Annotated in this window: 19 protein-coding genes; 10 read left to right on the top strand and 9 right to left on the bottom strand. The window is 61.6% G+C overall.

The window, feature by feature from the left end:
• Nucleotides 1–15: 15 nt before the first annotated feature.
• From K5Y35_RS25185 to K5Y35_RS25175, 3 genes are all read right to left on the bottom strand, one after another.
• Nucleotides 16–960 (bottom strand): alpha/beta hydrolase, encoded by a 945-nt coding sequence (locus tag K5Y35_RS25185; protein ID WP_222833262.1) that lies wholly within the window; start codon nt 958–960, stop codon nt 16–18.
• 113 nt (nt 961–1,073) lie between these two features.
• The gene (locus K5Y35_RS25180) at nt 1,074–2,072 is read right to left on the bottom strand and encodes an NAD(P)H-quinone oxidoreductase (protein WP_222833261.1); all 999 of its coding nucleotides are present in this window, start codon (nt 2,070–2,072) and stop codon (nt 1,074–1,076) included.
• 60 nt (nt 2,073–2,132) lie between these two features.
• The gene (locus K5Y35_RS25175; RefSeq protein WP_222833260.1) at nt 2,133–3,335 is read right to left on the bottom strand and encodes a YbfB/YjiJ family MFS transporter; all 1,203 of its coding nucleotides are present in this window, start codon (nt 3,333–3,335) and stop codon (nt 2,133–2,135) included.
• A gap of 112 nt (nt 3,336–3,447) precedes the next feature.
• Between K5Y35_RS25175 and K5Y35_RS25170 the strand changes: the two genes are divergently transcribed.
• Both K5Y35_RS25170 and K5Y35_RS25165 read left to right on the top strand, forming a co-directional pair.
• Nucleotides 3,448–4,323 (top strand): LysR family transcriptional regulator, encoded by an 876-nt coding sequence (locus tag K5Y35_RS25170; RefSeq protein WP_222833259.1) that lies wholly within the window; start codon nt 3,448–3,450, stop codon nt 4,321–4,323.
• Nucleotides 4,324–4,506: 183 nt separating this feature from the next.
• Nucleotides 4,507–5,076: a hypothetical protein gene (locus K5Y35_RS25165; protein WP_225931069.1), complete on the top strand. Its 570-nt coding sequence runs from the start codon at nt 4,507–4,509 to the stop codon at nt 5,074–5,076.
• Nucleotides 5,077–5,124: 48 nt separating this feature from the next.
• On the opposite strand, the gene K5Y35_RS25160 is transcribed toward K5Y35_RS25165, so the two are convergent.
• Nucleotides 5,125–5,847 (bottom strand): pirin family protein, encoded by a 723-nt coding sequence (locus K5Y35_RS25160; RefSeq protein ID WP_123463293.1) that lies wholly within the window; start codon nt 5,845–5,847, stop codon nt 5,125–5,127.
• 224 nt (nt 5,848–6,071) lie between these two features.
• On the opposite strand from K5Y35_RS25160, the gene K5Y35_RS25155 reads away from it, so the two are divergent.
• Complete coding sequence (locus tag K5Y35_RS25155; RefSeq protein ID WP_123463291.1) at nt 6,072–7,022, top strand: GlxA family transcriptional regulator; 951 nt, start codon at nt 6,072–6,074, stop codon at nt 7,020–7,022.
• A gap of 90 nt (nt 7,023–7,112) precedes the next feature.
• Nucleotides 7,113–8,582 (top strand): ATP-binding protein, encoded by a 1,470-nt coding sequence (locus K5Y35_RS25150; protein WP_222833258.1) that lies wholly within the window; start codon nt 7,113–7,115, stop codon nt 8,580–8,582.
• Here K5Y35_RS25150 and K5Y35_RS25145 read toward each other — a convergent pair.
• Complete coding sequence (locus tag K5Y35_RS25145; protein ID WP_222833257.1) at nt 8,547–11,387, bottom strand: ATP-binding protein; 2,841 nt, start codon at nt 11,385–11,387, stop codon at nt 8,547–8,549. The genes K5Y35_RS25150 and K5Y35_RS25145 overlap by 36 nt on opposite strands.
• A gap of 121 nt (nt 11,388–11,508) precedes the next feature.
• On the bottom strand, nt 11,509–11,940 hold the full coding sequence (locus K5Y35_RS25140) for a helix-turn-helix domain-containing protein (protein WP_123463286.1): 432 nt from the start codon (nt 11,938–11,940) through the stop codon (nt 11,509–11,511).
• A 208-nt stretch (nt 11,941–12,148) separates the two neighbouring features.
• On the opposite strand from K5Y35_RS25140, the gene K5Y35_RS25135 reads away from it, so the two are divergent.
• The 5 genes from K5Y35_RS25135 to ycaC all read left to right on the top strand — a co-directional run bounded on the left by K5Y35_RS25135 (nt 12,149) and on the right by ycaC (nt 16,926).
• A complete protein-coding gene (locus K5Y35_RS25135; protein ID WP_222833256.1) occupies nt 12,149–13,072 on the top strand; it encodes a LysR family transcriptional regulator in 924 nt (307 codons plus the stop codon).
• A gap of 240 nt (nt 13,073–13,312) precedes the next feature.
• A complete protein-coding gene (locus tag K5Y35_RS25130; RefSeq protein WP_123463282.1) occupies nt 13,313–13,729 on the top strand; it encodes a DoxX family protein in 417 nt (138 codons plus the stop codon).
• On the top strand, nt 13,722–14,348 hold the full coding sequence (locus tag K5Y35_RS25125) for an antibiotic biosynthesis monooxygenase (protein ID WP_123463280.1): 627 nt from the start codon (nt 13,722–13,724) through the stop codon (nt 14,346–14,348). Before K5Y35_RS25130 ends, K5Y35_RS25125 begins: the two co-directional genes overlap by 8 nt.
• A 44-nt stretch (nt 14,349–14,392) precedes the next feature.
• Nucleotides 14,393–16,231 carry an amidohydrolase gene (locus tag K5Y35_RS25120; protein ID WP_222833255.1) on the top strand — a complete coding sequence of 613 codons (1,839 nt, stop codon included), beginning with the start codon at nt 14,393–14,395 and terminating at the stop codon, nt 16,229–16,231.
• Nucleotides 16,232–16,302: 71 nt separating this feature from the next.
• A complete protein-coding gene (gene ycaC, locus K5Y35_RS25115) occupies nt 16,303–16,926 on the top strand; it encodes an isochorismate family cysteine hydrolase YcaC (RefSeq protein ID WP_123463276.1) in 624 nt (207 codons plus the stop codon).
• Between the two features lie 185 nt (nt 16,927–17,111).
• Here the strand turns inward: ycaC and K5Y35_RS25110 are convergent, their stop codons facing one another.
• Together K5Y35_RS25110 and K5Y35_RS25105 are read right to left on the bottom strand one after the other, a co-directional pair.
• On the bottom strand, nt 17,112–18,539 hold the full coding sequence (locus tag K5Y35_RS25110) for a mechanosensitive ion channel family protein (RefSeq protein ID WP_222833254.1): 1,428 nt from the start codon (nt 18,537–18,539) through the stop codon (nt 17,112–17,114).
• Nucleotides 18,540–18,730: 191 nt separating this feature from the next.
• Nucleotides 18,731–19,750, bottom strand: a complete 1,020-nt coding sequence (locus tag K5Y35_RS25105; protein WP_222833253.1) for an alpha/beta hydrolase — start codon at nt 19,748–19,750, stop codon at nt 18,731–18,733.
• A 161-nt stretch (nt 19,751–19,911) separates the two neighbouring features.
• Between K5Y35_RS25105 and K5Y35_RS25100 the strand changes: the two genes are divergently transcribed.
• Nucleotides 19,912–20,811 carry a LysR family transcriptional regulator gene (locus K5Y35_RS25100; RefSeq protein ID WP_222833252.1) on the top strand — a complete coding sequence of 300 codons (900 nt, stop codon included), beginning with the start codon at nt 19,912–19,914 and terminating at the stop codon, nt 20,809–20,811.
• A 146-nt stretch (nt 20,812–20,957) separates the two neighbouring features.
• Here the strand turns inward: K5Y35_RS25100 and K5Y35_RS25095 are convergent, their stop codons facing one another.
• Nucleotides 20,958–21,449 (bottom strand): hypothetical protein, encoded by a 492-nt coding sequence (locus K5Y35_RS25095; protein WP_261991219.1) that lies wholly within the window; start codon nt 21,447–21,449, stop codon nt 20,958–20,960.
• Between the last annotated feature and the right edge of the window lie 38 nt (nt 21,450–21,487).

Genomic DNA, 21,487 nt, shown 5'->3' with positions numbered 1-21,487 from the left:
GCGACTGATGGCAGGTCAGGAGTCGCGGGAGCCTTTCACCAGCGCCGGGCCTGCCACACGCGGTAAAGGCCGGGACTGCATCAGCGCATTGATGGCCTTGCGATAATTTTGCCCACCCAACGCCATGCTGTTGTTATGCGTGGCTCCCGGTACCAGCAACAGCCGTTTCGGTTGTTGCGCGGCGTTGAAGAGTTGCTCACTGAAGCGCGACGGCACGAACGCGTCGGCCAGGCCATGCACCACCAGCAGCGGCATATGAATGTCGGCGATCTTGTCGATGGAGTCGAACTTCTGCGACAGCAGCCAGCGCACGGGCAACGAGGTGTTGGCCACGGCGGCTGCGACATCTGCCAGCGAGGTGAAGGTGGATTCGATCACCAGTCCGCGCACTGGCAGGGGCATTTGATGACGCGCGGCGTCCTGGCCAAGTTCGGCCGCCAGGTCGATGGCCACGGCGCCACCCAGGGAGTGGCCGTAGATCAGGCGTTTCTCCGGATCCGGTTGCAACAGTTTGAAGCGTTCCCACGCCACGCGTGCATCTTCGTAAACGCTGGTTTCCGATGGGAGGTCGCCCTTGCTCTGGCCGAAGCCACGGTAGTCGATGGCCAGCACCGAATAGCCTGCTGCGCGCAATTGCTCGATGCGAAACAGCTGGCCCGTCAGGTTCCAGCGTACGCCGTGCAAATAGAGAATGGCCGGCGCATTGGCTTTTTCCGCCGGCCACCACCAGGCATGGATGTTCTGCCCGGCCTTGAAGCGCTTGGGTTGCAGGTCCAGCTCCTGCACGCTATCGGGTAACCCGTGATACCAGCCAGCGGTGCCCGGTTCTATGCGAAACAGCAGTTTGCGCTCGGTATGTTCCAGTACGGCACAACTCGTCGGCACGCCGATAACCAACGCGGCCATGCAGGCGAACGCCAAACGGCGGCGACGCAGACGAGTCATGAACGAGAGCCACATTAAACGTTTCACCCGGGTGCAGACAAAGAACGCTTTTTACCAGATGCCTCGGCCCGTGCGGGATATTTTTCGACCACTGTCCACGGGCAACGATTACAAAATGCTGCGACGGCTCAGGTCACCCGCAGGACGATTTTGCCGATATGGTCGCCGGCTTCCATGTGTGCATGGGCCTGAGCCGCTTCGCTCAGCCAATAGACCTTGTCGATGATCGGCAGGCAGCGCCCGGCAGACAACGCCGGCCATACGTGTTCGCGCAGTTGCGCGGCAATCGCGGCTTTTTCCGCCGTGGTCCGCGGGCGCAACAGCGAGCCGGTCACCACCGCGCGTTTGCCGAGGATCGCCAGTAGATCGACGTCATTGGCCCGGGCGCCGCCGAGGAAACCGAGCATCACCAAGTGGCCGTCCATCGCCAGCGCGCTGACATTATCGTTGAGGTACGAGCCGCCCATGATATCCAGAATGACATTCACCCCCTGACCTGCGGTTTTCTCGGCAATGACCGTGGCGAAATACTCTTCGCGGTAGTTGATCGGCTGGCCGCCGAGCTCGCGGATCGCTGCGCATTTGTCAGGGCTGCCGGCGGTGGCGAAGGCTTCGATGCCGAATTCGCGGCACAGCATCAATGCGGTGGTGCCGATGCCGCTGGTGCCCCCGTGAATCAGCGCGCGTTGCCCACGGCTGGCGCCGCCGAGGCCAAACAGGTTGGCCCACACAGTAAAGAAGGTTTCCGGGATCGCGGCGGCCTGGACCCAGTCGAGTCCGTCGGGGATGGGCAGCGTCTGGCCGGCCGCAACCGTGCAGTATTCGGCGTAACCGCCACCATTGGTCAGCGCGCAGACTCGGTCGCCCACGGCGAACGCGGTCACGCCGGCTCCGAGTGCGACCACTTCACCGGCCACTTCCAGGCCGGGGATCGGGTTCATGCTCGGTCGCATCGGATATTTGCCGGCACGCTGCAGGGCGTCCGGACGATTGATGCCGGCGGCATGCACGCGGATCAGCACCTCGCCCTCGGCGGCCACCGGCAACGGTACACATTTGGGTTGCAGCACGTCGGGACCACCGGGTTCGGTGATTTCGATGCGCGTCATTTCATTGGGTGAAGACATGGTGAGACCTCTTCGCAAAGGGTGTGTAGATGGGAGGCGCCAGGGCCGCAAAGATTCCCGTCAGTCGCAGCAGGCGTGTGCCAGCGGGTGTGTGCGGCGCCCGATATGGGTCGCGAACTCCAGCAATATCGCGACGACAATCGCGCCGCCAGCGATCAGGAACAGCAATGCGTGATGACCACCGGTGGCATTGAACAGCGCCGAATAGGCAAAACCGGCCAGCGCCTGAAAGGTGGCAAACGAGACCGTGGCGCGACTCCAGGCGACCTGCTGGCGGTGATGTTCCGGCACCAGTTCATGCACCCGCGCCAGCGCCAGTGGCACGATGCCTGGCGGGAATGAGCCGATGATCACCGCCAACAACGCCAACCCCAGGAAGGACTGGGTAACCGCCAGCAATCCAAGGGCAATCGCTTGCACCACCAGCACCGCTCGAATACTCGCGCGCGCGCCAAACCGGTCGGCGAGAAAGCCGTAACTCACCGGCCCGACAATCGCGCCCAGGCCATACATCACCCACACCAGCGCACCGACATGCGCTCCGGCGCCGAGCCCACGCGCCACGTAATCAACCAGAAAGACCATCGCCGGAACCAGGCCTGCGGCCATGAATGCATATTGCGCGAACAAGACGTAAACGGCGGGAGGTGTCGACTCAGGCTCGACAACGGCGTGTGAAGCAGCCGCGTGCACAGGATCGTCAGGCCAGCCGAACCAGCTCAGCGCCGTCAGCATCAGCGCCAACGCACCCAGCCCCAGCCAGGTGTCCTGCAAACCCAGGCTCAACAACGGCGGTACAAGGGTGCCGGAGCCGGCAATGCCCAGCCCGATACCGAGAAAGATCGCACCGCTGGCCAGTCCCTTGCGTGACGCCGGCACATGCGGCAACACCGTGGCGGCGACCAACACCATGATCGCGCCCCCGGCAATGCCCGACAGCAGCCGCCAGCCAAAGAACCAGCTCACGGACAGCGGAAACGCACAGGCAAAAAACGCCGCAGTCACGGCCAGCATCATAAACCGCAGCGCGGATGTGTTGCCCACATGCCGCGCCAGCGGCCGGCCGAGCAGGGCGCCCACCAGGTAGCCGACCAGATTGGCTGCGCCGAGATACACCACGTCGTTGGCGGAAAACCAGCGGGCCTGAATCAGCTCGGGTATCAGTGGTGTGTAAGCAAAGCGTGCCAGGCCAATGCCGACGAGGCTGGCACAGAGTCCGGCGAAGATCGGCAGCCAGAAACCGGTGGGTGATGATGTACGCATGATAGCGATTCCGAGGAAGGTGTATGGCGCTCAGCATATCGGCTATCGTTGCTGCGTTAACGCAGCGATTTGGCGGCGCAACGATGCAAATATGCATCGCAAGGAGACAGCTATGAATTGGGATGACGCACGGGTGTTTCTGGCTGTTTGCCGCGAATCGACGTTGCGCGGCGCCGCACGCGTCCTGGGCGTGGATCAGGCAACAGTGGGGCGGCGCATCACCGCCCTGGAGAAGTCCCTGAGCGCGACATTGTTCCTGCGCACCCCGGACGGTTATGCCTTGACGGCAGTCGGTGAGGCGGCACTCAAAAGTGTGGAAAAAATGGAGCATTCGGCGCTTGAACTGGAGCGCCGGATCCAGGGCCTGGACGATCGTCTGACCGGCAACGTGCGCGTCAGCACCACGGATTCGCTGGCCATCGACTTCCTCATTCCGGCCATTGCCCGATTGCACGAACGGCATCCGGATGTGCGCGTGCAACTGGATGCCTCGACGCAGATTCTCAGCCTGGCCAAGCGCGAAGCCGATATCGCAGTGCGCAACACGCGGCCTGACAACCCCGACCTGATTGCCCGACGAATCGCTCGATGGCCGGTGGGCCTGTTCGCTTCACAGGCGTATATCGACGCCAACGGGGTTCCTCGGCAGGGCTCGGCGTTCGAGGGACATGATCTGGTGGTTTACCACCCGTATCTGCAAGGCAACAAGGACATGACGCTGGTCTCCGAGCCGCTGCATCGCGGGCGCATCGTTGCCAGCCTGAGTTCCAGCCTGCTGGTGCGCCGATCAATTGCCGCCGGCCTGGGGGTAGGCGAAATGCCCGTCTACATGGGCGAGCGCGACGGTCTTGTCAGATTATGGCCGGAGCGTACGCGACCACTGCCGTATGAAGTCTGGCTGGTGACCCATGCGGACTTGCGCCACACCGCGCGGGTGCGGGCGGTGATCGAGCAGATTGTCGATGTGTTTGCGTTGGAGAATGAGTAGCTGCAGTGGCGGTATTGCCCCGGCTACATCACCTGACGAAACGGCCTACGCTCGAGTCAGAATGTGCCGGCTTGTAGGCTGTGGGAAGGAGTTCTATTGTTTCCGCAGTTCGGTGAGAGACGTCGGGCTCGCACTGAGGCAATGGGCCAGGGAAGGTCTCGGTAACCCCAAAAAGGTGTCGAATTGAAAGCCAGGGAATTCAGTCAATATCCAGTCAGTGATCCATCCAGCAAAGGTCAGAACGCTCAAGCCATGAATGCCGTAAGCCGTGACGAGTTCAACGCCAGGATCGAGACCATCGAAACAAGGATGGATGCTCGGGTCGAGGGGATACGGGCAGACTTTCGAGAGTTTCTGGCGGTTCAGGCCGAACGGGACAAGAGGCGTGATCAGGTACAAGCCGAGCGAGACAACACGCGTGATCAGGTACAGGCTGAGCGAGACCACACGCAAACCGAGCGAGAAAAAACACAAACCGAGCGAGACAAGCGTTACGACATGATTTCGCAGGAGATGCGAGAAATTGCCAAGAGGGTTGAGGACGCTGCCAGGCAGGGATCGACCGTCAAGGCCAATGTCTGGGCGGCCACCGCGGTCCAGTTACTCGGGATCGTCGCCATCGTCGTCGGCGGCTATTACGCGAATCAGGCCAATATGTATGTCGCGATGCAAACAACGCTGGCCGCCGTTCAAGCGGGCAGGGACATCAGCGTACCGACACCCTCGGCATTTCCCTCACTGACGCCGCCATAAAAACGGCCTCCATCGGGAGGCCGTTTTTATGGGCATCAAAGCACCGCCTCATGGCATTTGCGGCAGCTCCTGCGGCCGTAAGTCAAACACCAGCACTTCGGCATCCACGCCGTTGCTCAAGGTCAACGCCTGCTCTTCGCGAATCCGCACGCCGTCACCTTCCTGCAACTGCAGGCCGTTGAGCTCAACGCTGCCGCGCGCCACATGTACGTAAGCGTAGCGATTGGCCGGCAATTGCAGAGTGGCGCTTTCCTTGCCATCGAACAGCCCGGCGAAGACTCGTGCATCCTGACGCACTTTCAACGAGCCATCACTGCCGTCCGGCGAAATGATCAATTGCAGGCGACCGCGTTTTTTCTGTGCAGCGAAGTGCTCCTGCTGATAGCGCGGTTTGGCGCCAGCCACGTCCGGCACGATCCAGATCTGCAGGAAGTGCACAGGCTTGGTGGCTGAATGGTTGTACTCGCTGTGGGCAACGCCGTTACCCGCGCTCATCAGTTGCACATCGCCGGGGCGGATCACGGAACCGGTGCCCAAGGTATCTTTGTGTTCCAGCGCACCCTCAAGCACGTAGGAAAAAATTTCCATGTCGCGATGCGGGTGCTGGCCAAAACCTTTGCCGGCAGCGACGCGGTCATCATTGATCACCAGCAGGTCAGAGAACCCCTGTTCACGCGGGTTGCGGTAGCTGGCGAAGGAAAAGGTGTGGAACGACTTCAACCAGCCATGATTGGCGAGGCCACGATCGGAGGCTTTGCGAAGGGTCAGCATGATGAAATCTCCTGTCAGGACGTGAATTCGTCCGAGTGAGAAGAAGGTTAATGGTTATTCTTTTGATCAATAAGTAGCTGAAAATTGTAAGACTGTCCTTTTCAAGTTGACAGTTTTTGTGACGTAGGCGCCATATTCTTTTCCAACGGTTGTCATGTATTTGGCCATAATGCACAGCCTGACCCAGGCATTTATTTCTCTTCGATTCTTGTGATGTCATCCCCATGAAAACCGTGGCAATGGTGCTGTTCCCCGACTTTCTTCTGCTCGACATGGCCGGGCCGCTGGAAGTGTTTTCAGTGGCCAACCGTTATCTGCAACCACAATCCCACTACCAGTTGACCACCCTTGGGACCGAGCACGGGCCGTTACGCGCGTCCAATGGCGTGCTGGTGCACGCTGACCGAACTATCGCGGATGCCGCCCAACACTATGACTTGCTGCTGGTACCCGGCGGCCCGGGCGCTTACAACCAGAGGTTTCCGGCTTTGTTTGCCTGGCTACCGGGAGCGGTGCAGCGCGCCGAACGCTACGGCTCCATCTGTACCGGCGCCTTTGTGCTGGGACATGCCGGATTGCTTGACGGCTATCGCGTGACCACTCACTGGAACTACGTCGAGCGTCTGGTCAAAGGTTTCCCCAAGGCTGACGTGACGACCGATCAGATCTACGTCGAAGACCGCAATCTGATTACCTCGGGCGGCGTTACGGCGGGGATTGACCTGGCCCTGGCCGTGGTCGCCCGGGATCATGGCAAGAAGCTCGCCCAGGACGTGGCCAAAGTCTTGCTGGTGGTGATGAAACGTCAGGGCGGCCAGGCCCAGTTCAGTCCATTGATGGCGGCGGTCGCTCCGCATGAAACGCCGATCACCCGCGTGCAGAATTACGTACTTGAACACATTGATGAAGCCTTCACGGTCGAGCGCATGGCCGGGCTGGCCAACATGAGCGCGAGGCATTTCGCCCGGTTGTTTGCCCGCGACGTCAACATGACACCGATGGAGTTTCTGCAAAGTGCGCGCATTGATTGCGCGCGCAACTTGCTGGAAACCAGTGAACTGCCACTGAAAACCGTGGCTTACAAAAGCGGTTTTGGCAGTGTGCGGCACATGCGGTTTCTGTTCGCCGAAAGGCTCGGGCTGACCCCGGCGCAGTACCGCGAACAGTTCAGCTAGAGCCGTTCTGTCCGTCTGGGGCACCCCGATGTCCGTGTTGCGCCCCGTATCGTGCTTGTGCCGTCACGTGACGCTGCCAAGATAACTGGCATGGACAATCACAACGATTCGAACTCGGCGTCGGTGCTGCGTTTCGGCCCGTATGCGTTTCATTTGCGGCAACGTCTGATCCTTGAAGGTGATCGGCAGTTGCGCATGGGCGGGCGCGCCATGGACATTTTGCAGGTGCTGCTCGAGCGCGCCGGGCGCGTGGTCAAAAAAGAACAGTTGATTGCCATGGTCTGGCCGACTTCGGTCGTCGAAGAGATCAATCTGCGCGTGCACATCGCTGCCCTGAGACGGGCGCTGGGTGATGGTGAGAACGGCCAGCGCTACATCGTCAACGTGCCGCAATGCGGTTACAGCTTTATTGCCCCCGTGCTTTACGACAGTGTCACGCAAGTGGTCTTCGAAACCCTGCAAGCGCCCCAGCACAATCTTCCCGCACGGCTGACCCCGGTCACCGGGCGTGATTCGCTGGTCGGCGGTCTGGTACGACAGCTGCCCCTGTGTCGGCTGCTGACGGTGACCGGCGCACCGGGGATCGGCAAATCCACCGTAGCGCTGCGTGTCGCGGAACTGCTGCTGCAACATTATCGCGATGGCGTGTGGCAGGTTGACCTGGCCTTGGTCGACACTGATACGGCGCTGCTTGCCTATCTGTTGCAGACCCTCGATTGCGACTTTTCCACGCTCTGTCGTCGCCATGCGCTGCTGGTGCTGGATAACTGCGACCACGTGCGCGAAGCCTGTGCCGGGCTGGTGGAAAACCTGCAGAACGCCGCGCCGCAACTGTCGATTCTCGTGACCAGTCGCGAACCGTTGCAAGTCGTTCTGGAAACCGTCCAGCACATCCCGCCGCTGGCCATTCCCAAGCGTGCGGCAGGCGAAACGGCGGACCAGTTCATGGGGTACTCGGCGGTGCAATTACTCGTCAGTCGGGCGCGGGTTCGCCAGCATGATTTCCGGTTGCGTGAGCAGGATTTGAAAACCGTGCGCGAGATCTGTCTCCAGCTCGACGGCTTGCCGTTGGCCATCGAGTTGGCCGCGGCGCAGATCGACGCGCTGGCGCTGGTGGGCTTGCAGGCGCAAGTCGATAACGGGCTGCAACTGCTCAGCCTCGGCAGACGCACGGCGGTGGCGCGCCACCAGTCGATGGCGGCCGCGCTCGACTGGAGCTACCAACGCTTGAGCGAGCAGGAGCAACGGGCGCTGCAGCAGTTATCGGTGTTCAAGATCGCATTCACCCTGGAGGCCGCGCTGGCGGTAATCATGCGCCCGGCGTTGAGCAGCTCCATGCTGATCACCGTTATCGAAGGGTTGGTCCGCAAGTCGCTGCTGATGGTGGAGCGGAGCAACGGTGCGCTGCGTTATCGAATGCTCAACACCATGCGGCGATACGCCCGTGAGCAGCTTGAAGGCAGTGGTGAAAGGCTCGACGTCGAGCGGCGACACACGCGGTACATCAGGCGTATGCGCAAAGAATCAAGCGCACAACTGGCCGCGCAACTCGTTGAGTAGCAGGCGGACCTTGCGCAAGTCCGGCGTCGCATAGCCTTCCGTGAAGCGTTGGTAGACCGGATTCAGCAGATCCAGCGCGTCGTGGCAGCGGTTCTGGCGCTGCCATAACTGCGCCAGCGAGGTGGCGCTACGTAATTCCCAGGCCAGGGCGCCTTGGGCCCGGGCGACGGACAGGGCCTGGTGCAGGATTTTTTCTGCTTCGGCGGTATTGTCGGTGTTTGCCTGTACGCCTGCGCGAGCAGGCTCGCCAGGGTGATCGACCGGACAGCACTGCTCGTCAAGTAACCGCTGCGCCCGTACCCGCAAGATCTCCGCCGTGCTCCATCCGGCATCACCGCTGCGGGCCCGTTCCAGCAGCGCGTCGTCGACGAACCGGCCGTCCAGCGTCACCATGATTTCCTTGATCAAGCCGCTGTCATCCGCCGGCAGTGGCGTCGCGCTGTCCGGTTCGATCACCTGCGCGTAGTGCCGTGCCCAGGTATGAAACAACAGCACCGAATGTTTCTGTGACTGTTCAAGCAACATCTGCAACAGCGCCTGCGCGTTCTGCCGGTCGCCGTTGTAATGGGCGATCAGGCAACTGGCCAGCGCCAGGGTGTAGCAAATCGAAGTGCCGTGATCGATTTGTACGGCGATGTTCAGGGCCTGCCGCGCCGTGTGCCAGGCCTGCACGGGGAAGCCCTGCATCCACAGGACCCGCGCGAGCACTGTCAGCGAGGCGACGCTTTGATCGTATTGCACACCAAAACCGTGGGTAAATCGATTGAGGTGACCGCTTTGCGTCATGCTCTGGATCACCTGTTCGGCATGGATGCGTGCTTGCGGCTGATCGCCGGCGTAATGCAACGCCAGCACACGCAATCGGTGCGCACTCAGCGACAACAGAGGGTCACCGTGCGGGCCCAGACGGTCAAACTGTTCGCTTTGCGCCAGAGCCGCCCGGTACTGCCCGCAACTGAGGTTGACTGCCATGTGCCCGGATACGGCGCGCAGTTGTCCGGCGACATCGCCGTGTTGCTGCGCCAGTGCGTGGGCGCTGGCAAAGGCCTCGATGGTTTCCGGGGTGCCGCCCCAGGTGTGATAGCAGGCGCTGCCGAGTGCCAGTTTCAGGGCGATCTGCAGGCGCGGGCAGGGCTTGTCGGCCTGTTCCAGCAACGCCAGGGCCTGACGCACGTAGCCGCCGTACTCCTTGAGCAACGACAATTCCTGCCATATCGGTGCGGAGATCGCCGCCAGTTCAATTGCCAGAAGCGCCGGGCCGGCTCCGTTCAGGCTCCAGTCCAGCGCCGCGCGCAAATCTTCCAGACCCCGGGCATAGCGTTCGATCCACACCAGCGTCGGGGTGTGTTCCCACGCGCTCTGCGCCTGCTGCATCAACACCAGACACCGCTCGGCGTGACGCTGGCGGGTTTCGTCGAGTTCGGCGACGTGATCGAGTTTTTCCAGGGCATAGCGCCGGGTCGTATCGAGCAAGCGGTAGAACACCTCTTCATCGCCGACTTCGACATTGAGCAGTGATTTGGCCACCAGTTGCGTAATCGAGCCAAATACCTCACCGGGCAAAATGTGTTGACCGCCAATCACCGCCGCAGCGGATTCCAGGGTGAAGCCGCCGCGAAATACGCTCAACCGGCGCAGGCAGGTCTGCTCGCACTGGCTGAGCAGATTGAAACTCCAGTCCAGGGTGGCACGGAGCGTTACATGGCGTTCCGGATGACCCGGCAGCAGAGGCGGTAACCGCCCCTGTAGCTGACTCAGCAAACCCCTCAGGTCCGTGCCGTCGATTTGCGCGGCGGCCAGCTCCAGCGCCAGTGGAATGCCATCAAGCCGCTGGCAGATTTCGATGGCCTGCGCCAGGTTGGCATCATTGAGTTCAAAGTGTTCATGGGCAGCCATGGCGCGCTCGGCGAACAATTGCAGCGCGGCAAAAGCCAGCGCTTGCGCATGGTCCGTCACGGCCGACAGCGGCGGACAATCGAGGGTCTCCAGGCGCTGCACATATTCGCCCTCGGCCCGCAGGCTCTCGCGGCTGGTGGCCAGGATGTGCACCTGCGGTGCGCCGCGCAAAAGGCTTTCGCTGAGCTGGGCCACGGCGTCGATCAAGTGTTCGCAGTTATCGATCACCAGCAACATCTGCCGTTCGCGCAAGCCGTTGATCAGGCTGGTCAGCGGTTCGCTGTCGTGCAGCAGGATGTCGAGCAGGGCGGCGAGGTGCGAATAGATCATGCGCGGGTCGCTCAACGGCGCCAGATCGAGCAAGCGGATACCGTCGCGATAGCGCCCGATCAACTGCTCGGCCACCCGCAGGGCCACAGTGGTCTTGCCGATCCCGCCGGGGCCGACAAGGGTGATGCAACGCTGGCGCGGCAATTGCTTCATCAGGCTGTCGACCAGCGTCTGGCGGCCGATCATGCGTGTGCGCCGTAGCGGCAAGTTGTGGCGGCCGACGGCGTCGCCGGCAGGGCGTTGCTTAATGGGTTCGAGCAGGATCGGCGCGACAAAACTGTAGCCGCGGTGCGCCACGGTGACGATATAGCGCTGCCCGTTCTGGCCGTCACCGAGTGCCTTGCGCAAGGCCGCCATGTGCACGCGCAGATTGATCTCTTCGACGACGTTGTCCGGCCAGACGCCGGCCATCAATTGTTGCTTGCTGACCACCTCGCCGGCCTGGGCCAGCAGGATCAGCAGAATATCCATCGCCCGCCGCCCCAGCCGCAATGGCTGGTCGCCCTCGAGCACCAGCCGTTGTTCTGGATAAATCCGATAGGGGCCGAAACCGAAGGCCTGATTCGGGGAACGATTCAACAGCTGACTCCTGCGGGGTTGCGGCGGACGGTCGGGACAGCAGCGCACAGGCTTCTATTCCGGGGTGTCCGGGCATAATCCTCAGGTTTGAGCGATCGCGCAACGGTGGGTGTTGCAACGCTCAAAATCGACCGGGTTTTGTTCGGCTGTTTTGCACGTCCCGCATCACCTGACAGCGCCAGGCAAACGGATTGATCCCTTCGCTGCGGGTGAACATGTGACAGAAGTGTGCCTGGTCACAGAAGCCGCATTCCAGGCTGATTTGCGTCAGGCTCAGGTCGGTGTGCTGGATCAGCAACTTGGCCCGGGCCAGGCGCTGGCTACGGATCCAGTCTTGTGGCGAAAACCCCGTGCTGCATTTGAAGGCGCGGGAGAAGTGGCTGCGCGACAGCGCACAGGCACGGGCCAGTTCGGCGACTTCCAGGCTTTCGCCCAGACGTTCGAGAATCAGTTGTTTGACGTGTCGTTCACGTTGCGGGCTGAGTCCGCCAATCCCGCTTTTGCGCGATTGACTGGCAGGGGCGAGGGCGACGGTGGGTTGCGAGTGAGCCATGGCCAGTGTCCGTGTCGGTGGGGAAGGCACGACGGCGTTCCCTCAAGTCAAAAAACAACGCTGCGCAGAGGCATTCATTGTTGGGCCGAGCCTTGGGGCTGACGAGTTAATCGTTGTTAATTTGCTGAACAACTTCGGGCTCAAACCACCGTTGATCGCGTAAAGTGCGCTGCACTTGCGTCTGATTGGCCATAGAAGGAAAGCGCCCATGAACCGTAATGATCTGCGCCGCGTCGACATGAACCTATTGGTGATTTTCGAAGCGTTGATGTTCGAAAAGAACCTGACCCGCGTCGCCGAAAAACTGTTCATGGGCCAGCCCGCCGTGAGCGCGGCGCTGGGCCGCTTGCGCGATCTGTTCGATGATCCGTTGCTGTTGCGCAACGGCCGCGCGATGGAGCCGACCGCCCGCGCACTGGCGATTCTCAAGGAGTTGCAACCGGCGATGGACGTGATCTCCGGCGCGGTCAGCCGGGCCAAGGAGTTCGACCCGGCGAGCAGTTGCGACGTGTTTCGCATCGGCCTGTCGGACGACGCCGAGTTCGGTCTGTTTCCGCCCTTGCTGCGCCAGTTGCAGGAAGATGCACCGGGTATCGTCGTGGTGGTGCGCCGTGCCAATTACCTGTTGATGCCGGCGTTATTGGCCTCCGGGGAAATTTCCGTTGGCGTCAGTTACACCACCGATCTGCCGGCCAACGCCAAACGCAAAAAGCTGCGCGACATTCCCTGCAAGGTGCTGCGTGGCGATAACCGGCCCGGGCCACTGACGCTGGACGAATACTGCGAGCGGCCGCATGCGATGGTGTCGTTTTCCGGCGACCTGAGCGGCAATATCGATATGGATCTGGCCAAGCTCGGCCGCACCCGCCGTGTGGTCCTTGGCGTGCCGCAATTCAGCGGCTTGCGGGCGTTGCTCGCCGGCACCGAAATGATCGCCACCGTGCCGGATTACGCGGCGTGCGCGTTGGTTGAGGGCTGTGCCTTGCGCGCTGAAGACCCACCGTTCCCGATTGATGCCGCGCAATTGTCGATGGCCTGGAGCGGGGTGCATGACAACGATCCGGCAGAGCGTTGGTTGCGCTCGCGGATCAGCCAGTTCATGGCCGCGCCGTTGAATATTCCAGCGATTTAAATCCCCGCGCAGATCTCACTGCCACACAGCCCTCTGTGGGAGTGAGCCTGCCCCGCGAAGGCGTCAGGTCAGTCGATATTTCTGTTGAATGACACTCCGCTATCGCTGGCAAGCCAGCGCCCACAGAGTTCTTCGGCGTTCTCGGCAACCAGGTTGATCGCAGAAGAGAGCACACCTATCCAATTTCCCCCCGACCATCATTGGCATGATTCCAGCCAATGACATTTCAAGGGTCGGGTCATGAACGTTTCACAACGCGATGAACGGGCGCAGGACGTCGGTTTGCTGTTTCTGCGGGTCAGTGGCGGGTTGTTTCTGCTGTGGGTGCACGGTTTGCCCAAGCTGCTGGACTTCACGGCACAACTGCAACTGATCGAAGACCCGTTCCACCTCGGCGCCCACCTCACCCTGATGCTGGCGATCTTCGCCGAAGTGCTCTGTCCGCTACTGATCGTCGCCGGGGTGCTGGCGCGTTTGGCCTGCTTGCCTATTCTGTTTGTGCTACTGGTGGCGCTGTTGCTCGTGCACCCGCAATGGAGTGTGGCCGAGGGGCAGTTCGGCTGGTTGCTGTTGATCCTGTTTGCCACTGTGTTTATCGCCGGGCCGGGACGGCTGGCGCTCAATGTTCGCTTGCCCGGAGTACTGCGTTATGCCTGAAGTTCTTAGTCAAAAAGCACCGGGGGCAGACGAAACGGTCACCTTGATTATCAAGCATCAGGTCAAGGCCGGTTTCGAGTCGGCCTATGAAGCCTGGCTGCGCAATATCGTGCGCGTGGCGGGGCAGCGTGAAGGCCATCTGGGCGTGGACGTGGTGCGTGGCAAGCGCGGCCGTCTCGACTTCTACACCTGCGTGCTGCGTTTCAGATCCACCGAAGCGATGCAAGGGTGGCTGGAGTCGCCGCAGCGTCAGGCACTGGTCGCCGAAGCCGCGCCGATGCTCGCCGATGGCGACCAGACCGAAGTCGCGCCGATCAACGAGTTCTGGTTCGCGCCACTGGCCGACGCCGCCTCGCCACCGCCGCGCTGGAAGCAGGCAGTGATCACGCTGCTGGTGATTCTGCCGCACACCTTGCTGGTGCCGCTGATCTGGGGGCCGTTGCTGGCGCTGCATCCCATTCTTTCCAACTACGTGGTCGCCACGTTCCTGATCACCCTGACCATCGTGCTGTCGGTGGTGTACGTATTCATGCCTCGCGTCACGCGATTGTTTGCGCCTTGGCTCGAAGCGAGTCAGGCCCATGAGCACCTTGATTCTCAAAAACCTCAGGCGCGCTGAAACGCCGAGGTTTCGCTCCCTTTCACTTTGTCTGAGGAACTGCGATGAACGCCGATCTGATTCTGTTCAATGGCCAATTTCATACCGTAGACCGTACCAAACCACTGGCCAGCGCCGTGGCGATCAAGGACGGCCGTTTTGTTGTCGTCGGCAACGACGCCCAGGCCATGGCCCTGCGCGGTTCGGCCACGCAAGTGATCGACATGCACGGCCGCTGCGTCATTCCCGGCCTCAATGACTCGCACCTGCACCTGATCCGTGGCGGTCTGAACTACAACCTCGAACTGCGCTGGGAAGGCGTGCCGTCGCTGGCCGATGCACTGCGCATGCTCAAGGAACAGGCCGACCGCACGCCGACCCCGCAATGGGTGCGTGTGGTCGGTGGCTGGAACGAATTCCAGTTCGCCGAAAAACGCATGCCGACCCTCGAAGAACTCAATCAGGCGGCGCCGGACACCCCGGTGTTCGTGCTGCACCTGTACGACCGCGCGCTGCTTAACCGTGCCGCACTGCGGGTGGCCGGTTACACCCGTGACACGCCGAACCCGCCGGGTGGCGAGATCGTCCGGGATGCCAACGGCAACCCGACCGGCATGCTGGTCGCACGGCCGAACGCGATGATCCTGTACTCGACGCTGGCCAAGGGGCCGAAGCTGCCGCTGGAGTATCAGGTCAACTCGACCCGTCAGTTCATGCGCGAACTCAATCGCCTTGGTCTGACCAGCGCGATTGATGCCGGCGGTGGTTTCCAGAACTATCCGGACGACTATCATGTGATCGAGCAACTGGCCAAGGAGGACCAGTTGACCGTACGCATCGCCTACAACCTGTTTACCCAGAAACCCAAAGAAGAACTGAGCGATTTCCAGAACTGGACCGGCAGCGTCACCCTGCATCAGGGCGACGATTACCTGCGTCACAACGGTGCCGGTGAAATGCTGGTGTTCTCGGCGGCGGACTTCGAGGACTTCCTCGAACCGCGCCCGGATTTACCGCAGACCATGGAACAGGAACTGGAGCCGGTGGTGCGCCACCTGGTCGAACAGCGCTGGCCGTTCCGTCTGCACGCCACTTACAACGAATCGATCAGCCGCATGCTCGACGTGTTCGAGAAGGTCAATCGCGACATTCCGTTCAACGGTCTGCCGTGGTTCTTCGACCACGCCGAAACCATCACCCCGCAAAACATCGAGCGGGTGAGGGCGCTGGGCGGCGGCATTGCGATTCAGGATCGCATGGCGTTCCAGGGCGAATACTTCGTCGATCGTTACGGTAAACAGGCAGCCGAGGCCACGCCGCCGATCAAGCGCATGCTCGCCGAAGGCGTGCCGGTGGGCGCTGGCACCGATGCCACGCGGGTGTCCAGCTACAACCCGTGGACCTCGCTGTACTGGATGGTCAGCGGTCGTACCGTCGGTGGTCTGGCGCTGTACGAGGAAGGTTTGCCACGCACCACCGCGCTGGAACTGTTCACCCACGGCAGCGCCTGGTTCTCGTCCGAGCAAGGCAAGAAGGGCCAGATCAAGGTCGGGCAACTGGCGGATCTCGCGGCACTGAGCGCGGATTTCTTCCACGTAGAAGAAGAAGCGATCAAGTGGATCGAGTCGGTACTGACCGTGGTCGGCGGCAAGATCGTCTATGCCGCCGGTGACTTCGAAGACCTCGGCCCACGCTCGATTCCGGTTCTGCCGGACTGGTCGCCAGTGGTGAAAGTCCCGGGCCACTGGCGGCCGAATTCGCCGCTGCAGGCGCAAGTGCATCAGTGCGTTGGCGCCTGTGCGGTGCACTCGCACAGCCATGAAAAGGCGCGGCTGTCGAACGCGCCGGTCAGCGACTTTGCCGGTTTCTGGGGCGCCTTCGGCTGTTCCTGTTTCGCCTTCTGATCCCGACAACAAAAGCGCCGGCCACGCGGTACGGCGCTTTACGCAATATCCACCCACCCAGGAGTTTTCCCATGAGCGTTCCTTACACACGTCTGAACAAAGATGATGCGGTTGTGCTGTTGGTCGATCACCAGACCGGTCTGATCTCGCTGGTGCAGGATTTCTCGCCGAACGAATTCAAGAACAACGTCTTGGCGCTGGGCGATATCGCCAAGTTCTTCAAGCTGCCGACCATCCTCACCACCAGTTTCGATGCCGGTCCGAACGGCCCGCTCGTACCGGAATTGCGCGAGCAGTTCCCGGACGCGCCGTTCATTCAGCGTCCTGGCCAGATCAATGCCTGGGACAACGAAGATTTCGTCAAGGCGATCAAGGCCACCGGCCGCAAGCAACTGATCATCGCCGGTGTAGTGACTGACGTCTGCGTAGCGTTCCCGACCCTGTCGGCCATCGCTGAAGGTTATGAAGTGTTCGTGGTCACCGACTCGTCCGGCACCTTCAACACCACCGTACAACAAGCGGCCTGGGCGCGGATGTCGGCCGCCGGTGCCCACCTGCTGAACTGGTTCTCGGTGGCGTGCGAGCTGCAGGGCGACTGGCGCAATGACATGGAAGGCCTGGCGCATCTGCTGTCGGAACGCCTGCCGAACTACCGCAACCTGATCAACAGCTACACCAAGTTCACTGCCAAGTAAAAGCCCCTGGCCCTCTCCCAAAGGGAGAGGGCCAGGGTGAGGGCCGTGTTCGAGCTACGCCGACCTGCAATGCCGAGCCGAACTCCGGTCTTGAAATGCCCGGCGATCGGCTCCCTTTCCCCCACGTCCCCTTGGGGGAGAGGGTTGGGGGGAGGGGGGAGACTTTTGATCTTAAAATCCCCGCATCAGCGCTTCTGCAACCATCCCAAAAACCCACCTTTCCTCACCGCTACCGGTTTGGCCATCAACGCGAGGCGACTGTTCTGCTGCCGCACCGCCTGCAATTTATTCAACGCCCGACCCACCTCTGTGCGCTGTTCCATGCACTGACGGGTGAGGTTCTTGTCGAGCCGGTAAATGATGCTCGACGTCAACGCCGTGAACGTGGCTTGCGAAGGCGTATCGGCGAGGATGCTCTGTTCGCCCATGACCTCGCTCGGCCCCATGCGCCCGGCTTCGGTCTGGCCAGTGCCATCGGGCACGGTCGCACTGACCACGCCGGTGGCGATGACAAACAGACTGTCGGGCACTTCATCCAGCCCCAGCACCACCTGACCGGCTGCGTACTGTTGCGCGACCATCGACTCGGCGAGGCGATCGCGTTCCTCATGGCTCAACGAGCGGAAGACTTTCACTTCATCGAGCAGTGCCCTGGCGCGGGTCGAGGGCTCGATCACGCCATCGGGATGCCGGGAAATACCTGCGGCTTCGAGATGACGGTGGGCGAGGTCGAACAGTTGATTGCGTACCTCGCTTTTCTTGCCCAACTCACTGATGAAACCGCTGGCGACGTATTCCGACATCTCTTCACCGGCTTCTTTCAACACGGCTTTGGGCGGTGGATTCAACAGCAGGCTGCTGCTGCCTTGCAGGGTGCGGTCGAGGGCGTCGAGCACGCGCCGGGGGCGAATATGGTTCGGCACCTTGATGCTGATCGAGACACCGTGCAGGTTGGTCGGGCGACTGAGATTGACGATCTTTGCCTTGGCCGCCACCGAGTTCGGCACCACGGCCAGGGTGCCGGTGCTGGTCAGCAGGTGCGTGGCGCGCCAGTCGATGTCGAGCACCTTGCCCTCGACGCCGTCGATCACCACGAAATCGTCCACCTGATAGGGTTTGGTGGTGTTGAGCACGATCCCCGAGAACACGTCGCTCAAAGTGCTTTGCAGCGCCAGACCGACGACGATCGCCACCACCCCGGAGGTCGCCAGCAAACCTTTGACTGGCAACTCCAGCACATAACCGGCGGCCGCGACGATCGCCGCCAGGAACACCAGTGCGCCGATCACGTCCTGCAACAGCCGACCGCTGTGGCCGATGCGCCGCATCAACACCAGACCGATCACTTCGGTCAGCACCCGCGCAGCGTACAGCCACCAGACAATCCCCAGCGCCGTCGCGCCCAGTTGCGCCACGCGATCATCGGCCAACAGCGGTGCCTGCAACGGACTGACGCCGGCGTTGATCACCAGCGCCGTGAACGCCAGAAACAGCACCAGCCGCACACCGACTCTCGGGGCGCGATGAGTGAAGGGCGAGAAGTGCCAGAGCAGCGCGTCGAGCACCAGCAGGAGGGCACTCAGAGACAGCAGGTGAGTGAGGAGGAAGGACATGGCAATCTCCGGAGCTGCACGAATTCAGTGAAGATTTTTTGGGTGTTGAAGAGGTTTTTGTGGCGAGGGGATTTATCCCCGATGGGTTGCGAAGCGACCCCGCTCTTATCCAGAAGAAGCAGGGGACTGCTGCGCAGTCCATCGGGGATAAATCCCCTCGCCACAGTTTTGGGTGTGGCGAGAGATCGGGTTCAGTTCAAATGAGTCTTCAGCTCAGCCGCCGCCTGCCGCACGGCCGCCTTCACTTCCGGAATCTGACTCAGCGGGTTGAGCAAGCCAAAGTCATGAATCATCCCGTTGTAGCGCACCGAGGTCACCGGTACACCGGCCGCATCCAGGTGCCGTGCATAGCCTTCGCCTTCATCGCGCAACACGTCGAACTCGGCGGTCTGCACCAGCGCGGCGGGCAGGCCTTTGAGTTGTTCGGCGCTGGCGTTCAGCGGCGAGGCGTGGATCTGCGCACGCTCGGCCGGGTTGGTGGTGTAGTTGTCCCAGAACCACTGCATCATGCCTTTGGTGAGGAAGTGGCCTTCGGCGAACTGCTGGTACGAGCCGTCGTCGAACTGTGCGTTGGTCACCGGCCACATCAGCAACTGGAAGCGCAACGCCGGGGTTTTCTGTTCCTTGGCCATCAAGGCCACGACTGCCGCCATGTTGCCGCCGACGCTGTTGCCGGCCACTGCCAGGCGCTTGCCGTCGACACCGATGTCTTTGCCATGCTCGGCGACCCATTTCGTCGCGGCGTAAGCCTGGTTGATCGCAGTCGGGTACTGCGCTTCCGGCGACGGCGTGTAATCGACATACACCGCCACGGCACCGGAACCCACCACCAGATCACGGATCAGGCGCTGGTGGGTCGGGAAATCGCCCAGTACCCAGCCGCCACCGTGGAAGAACATGAACACCGGCAACTCGCCTTTGACCTTGGCCGGGCGTACCACTTTCAGGTTGATGGTCTGGCCATCGACCTTGATCGCCTTGTCGCTGACCTCAACCCCGGAGAGGTCCACCTTCACCGAAGCCTGGGCACCGGTCAGCACCGCACGGGCGTCTTTCGGGCTCAGTTGCTCCAGCGGTTTGCCACCGCCGGCGGCGAGGGCGTTGAGGAACGCTTGGGTGTTGTGTTCAACACCGCTGCTTTCGGCGGCGAATGCGTTGCCGATGGACAGGGCGAGGAGGGAAGCGGTCAGGGTTTTCTTGACGATGTTCATGCTGGAAATCCTTTTGACTATGTTTTGAGTTGTTTGCCTGGGTTGCGGGCTGCTGTGGCGCTGGGGTTCAGGCCTCAGCAACACCGTGGGCACAGATTAATGAGCTGTCGAAAAGTGAAAAAGCGGCTATAAAGCGTTTAACTGTCCACCAGGAAGTGACAATGAACCCGTTCGAAGACATGCGTATTTTTTGCCAGGTCATGGACTCCGGCAGCTTCACCGCAGCAGCCGATCAGTTGGGGCTGTCCAAGCAGTTCGTCAGCCGCCGCTTGATGCAACTGGAAGAGCGCCTCGGGGTGCGACTGTTGAACCGCTCGACCCGGCGCCTGGACGTGACGCCGCTGGGCCAGAGCTATTACGAATCGGCGCTACGGCTGTTGAGCGAAGTTGAACAAGTGGAGCAGGGCATTGCCGGGCAGACCGCCGAGCCGCGCGGAACGATTCGCCTGAGTGCGCCGCTGTCGTTTGCCGTGGCGCATTTGGGGTGCCTGCTGCCGATGTTTCTGCAACGCTATCGCGAGGTCACGGTGGAGGTGGATCTGAGCGATCGGCCAGTGGACCTGCTCGGTGAAGGCTATGACCTGGCGCTGCGCATCGGTGTGCTGGAAGACTCGACGCTGATCGCCCGCCGCATCGCCTCCATCGAGCGCGTGTATTGCGCCAGCCCGGCCTACCTTGCAGAACGCGGCACGCCGCTCAAGCCGGAAGAGCTGCACAGCCACGACTGCCTGCCTTATGGCCACGGTCGTTCGGTGCAGTGGCGCTTCAACGCAGGGCAGGGCAAACCGTTGCTGGTGAATGTCACCGGGCGTATGCGCGTGAACAACGGCGAGTTGCTGCGTGATGCGGCGGTGCAGGGGTTGGGCATTACCTATCTGCCGACGTTCATCGTGGGTGCGGCGCTGAAGGATGGCCGGTTGGTGCCGGTGCTGGATGACTTGCGCCCGGAGCCGCTGACGTTATCGGCGGTGTATCCGCAGCATCGTCAGGCTTCGCGGCCGGTGCAGGCGTTGGTCGAGTTTTTGCGTGAACGGTTGAACGAGAGCCACGTCGCCCTCTGAGCCCTGCAGTGGATTTTTCAAACACTGCAAAATCCTGTGGGAGCTGGCTTGCCAGCGATGGCGGTGTATCAGGCAATACAGCTTTGCCTGACCGGGCCTCATCGCTGGCAAGCCAGCTCCCACAGGTTTTGAGGTGTTTCTAAAAATCAGTTGGCGCGCTTGTCATCGCCCGGCTCGCCGCCGACATGTACGCCACGATCATCGCCGACTTCGCCCGCAGCATGCACGCCACGATCATCACCGACTTCACCAGCGCGGTGGACGCCATGGTCATCTCCAGCTTCGGCGTGCGTGCCGCTGCGGCCCGAAGAGGCGCTGCTGCCCGAGTGTCCTGAGCCGTGGTCGCTGCCGCTATGGCCACTGTTGCCGCCGCCACCGCTGCCGCTGTTGCCACCGCCGTGACTGCCACCGCCACCGTTGCCACCGCCGCTTCCACCACCGCTACCGCCGCCGTTGCCGCCATGACCACCACCTCCACCGCCACCACTTCCGCCACCGCCACTACCTCCACCACCACCGCTACCCCCATCCTTGGCATGAGCCGTGGAAACTCCCGACAAACCCTCCGGAATCAGCACCGTAGACGCTGACAGAACTGCGCCGATGGCCATTGCGAGCACGAGCTTTTTAATGTGCATATCGTTCTCCGTCTTTGTGGTCTTGTTTGGGAACGTGG

Origin of the sequence: Pseudomonas sp. SC3(2021), assembly GCF_019856535.1 — a bacterium.
Classification (GTDB): Bacteria; Pseudomonadota; Gammaproteobacteria; order Pseudomonadales; family Pseudomonadaceae; genus Aquipseudomonas; species Aquipseudomonas monsensis.
The sequence above is the reverse complement of the archived record's forward strand: the minus strand, read 5'-3'. Positions and strand labels throughout refer to the sequence as shown.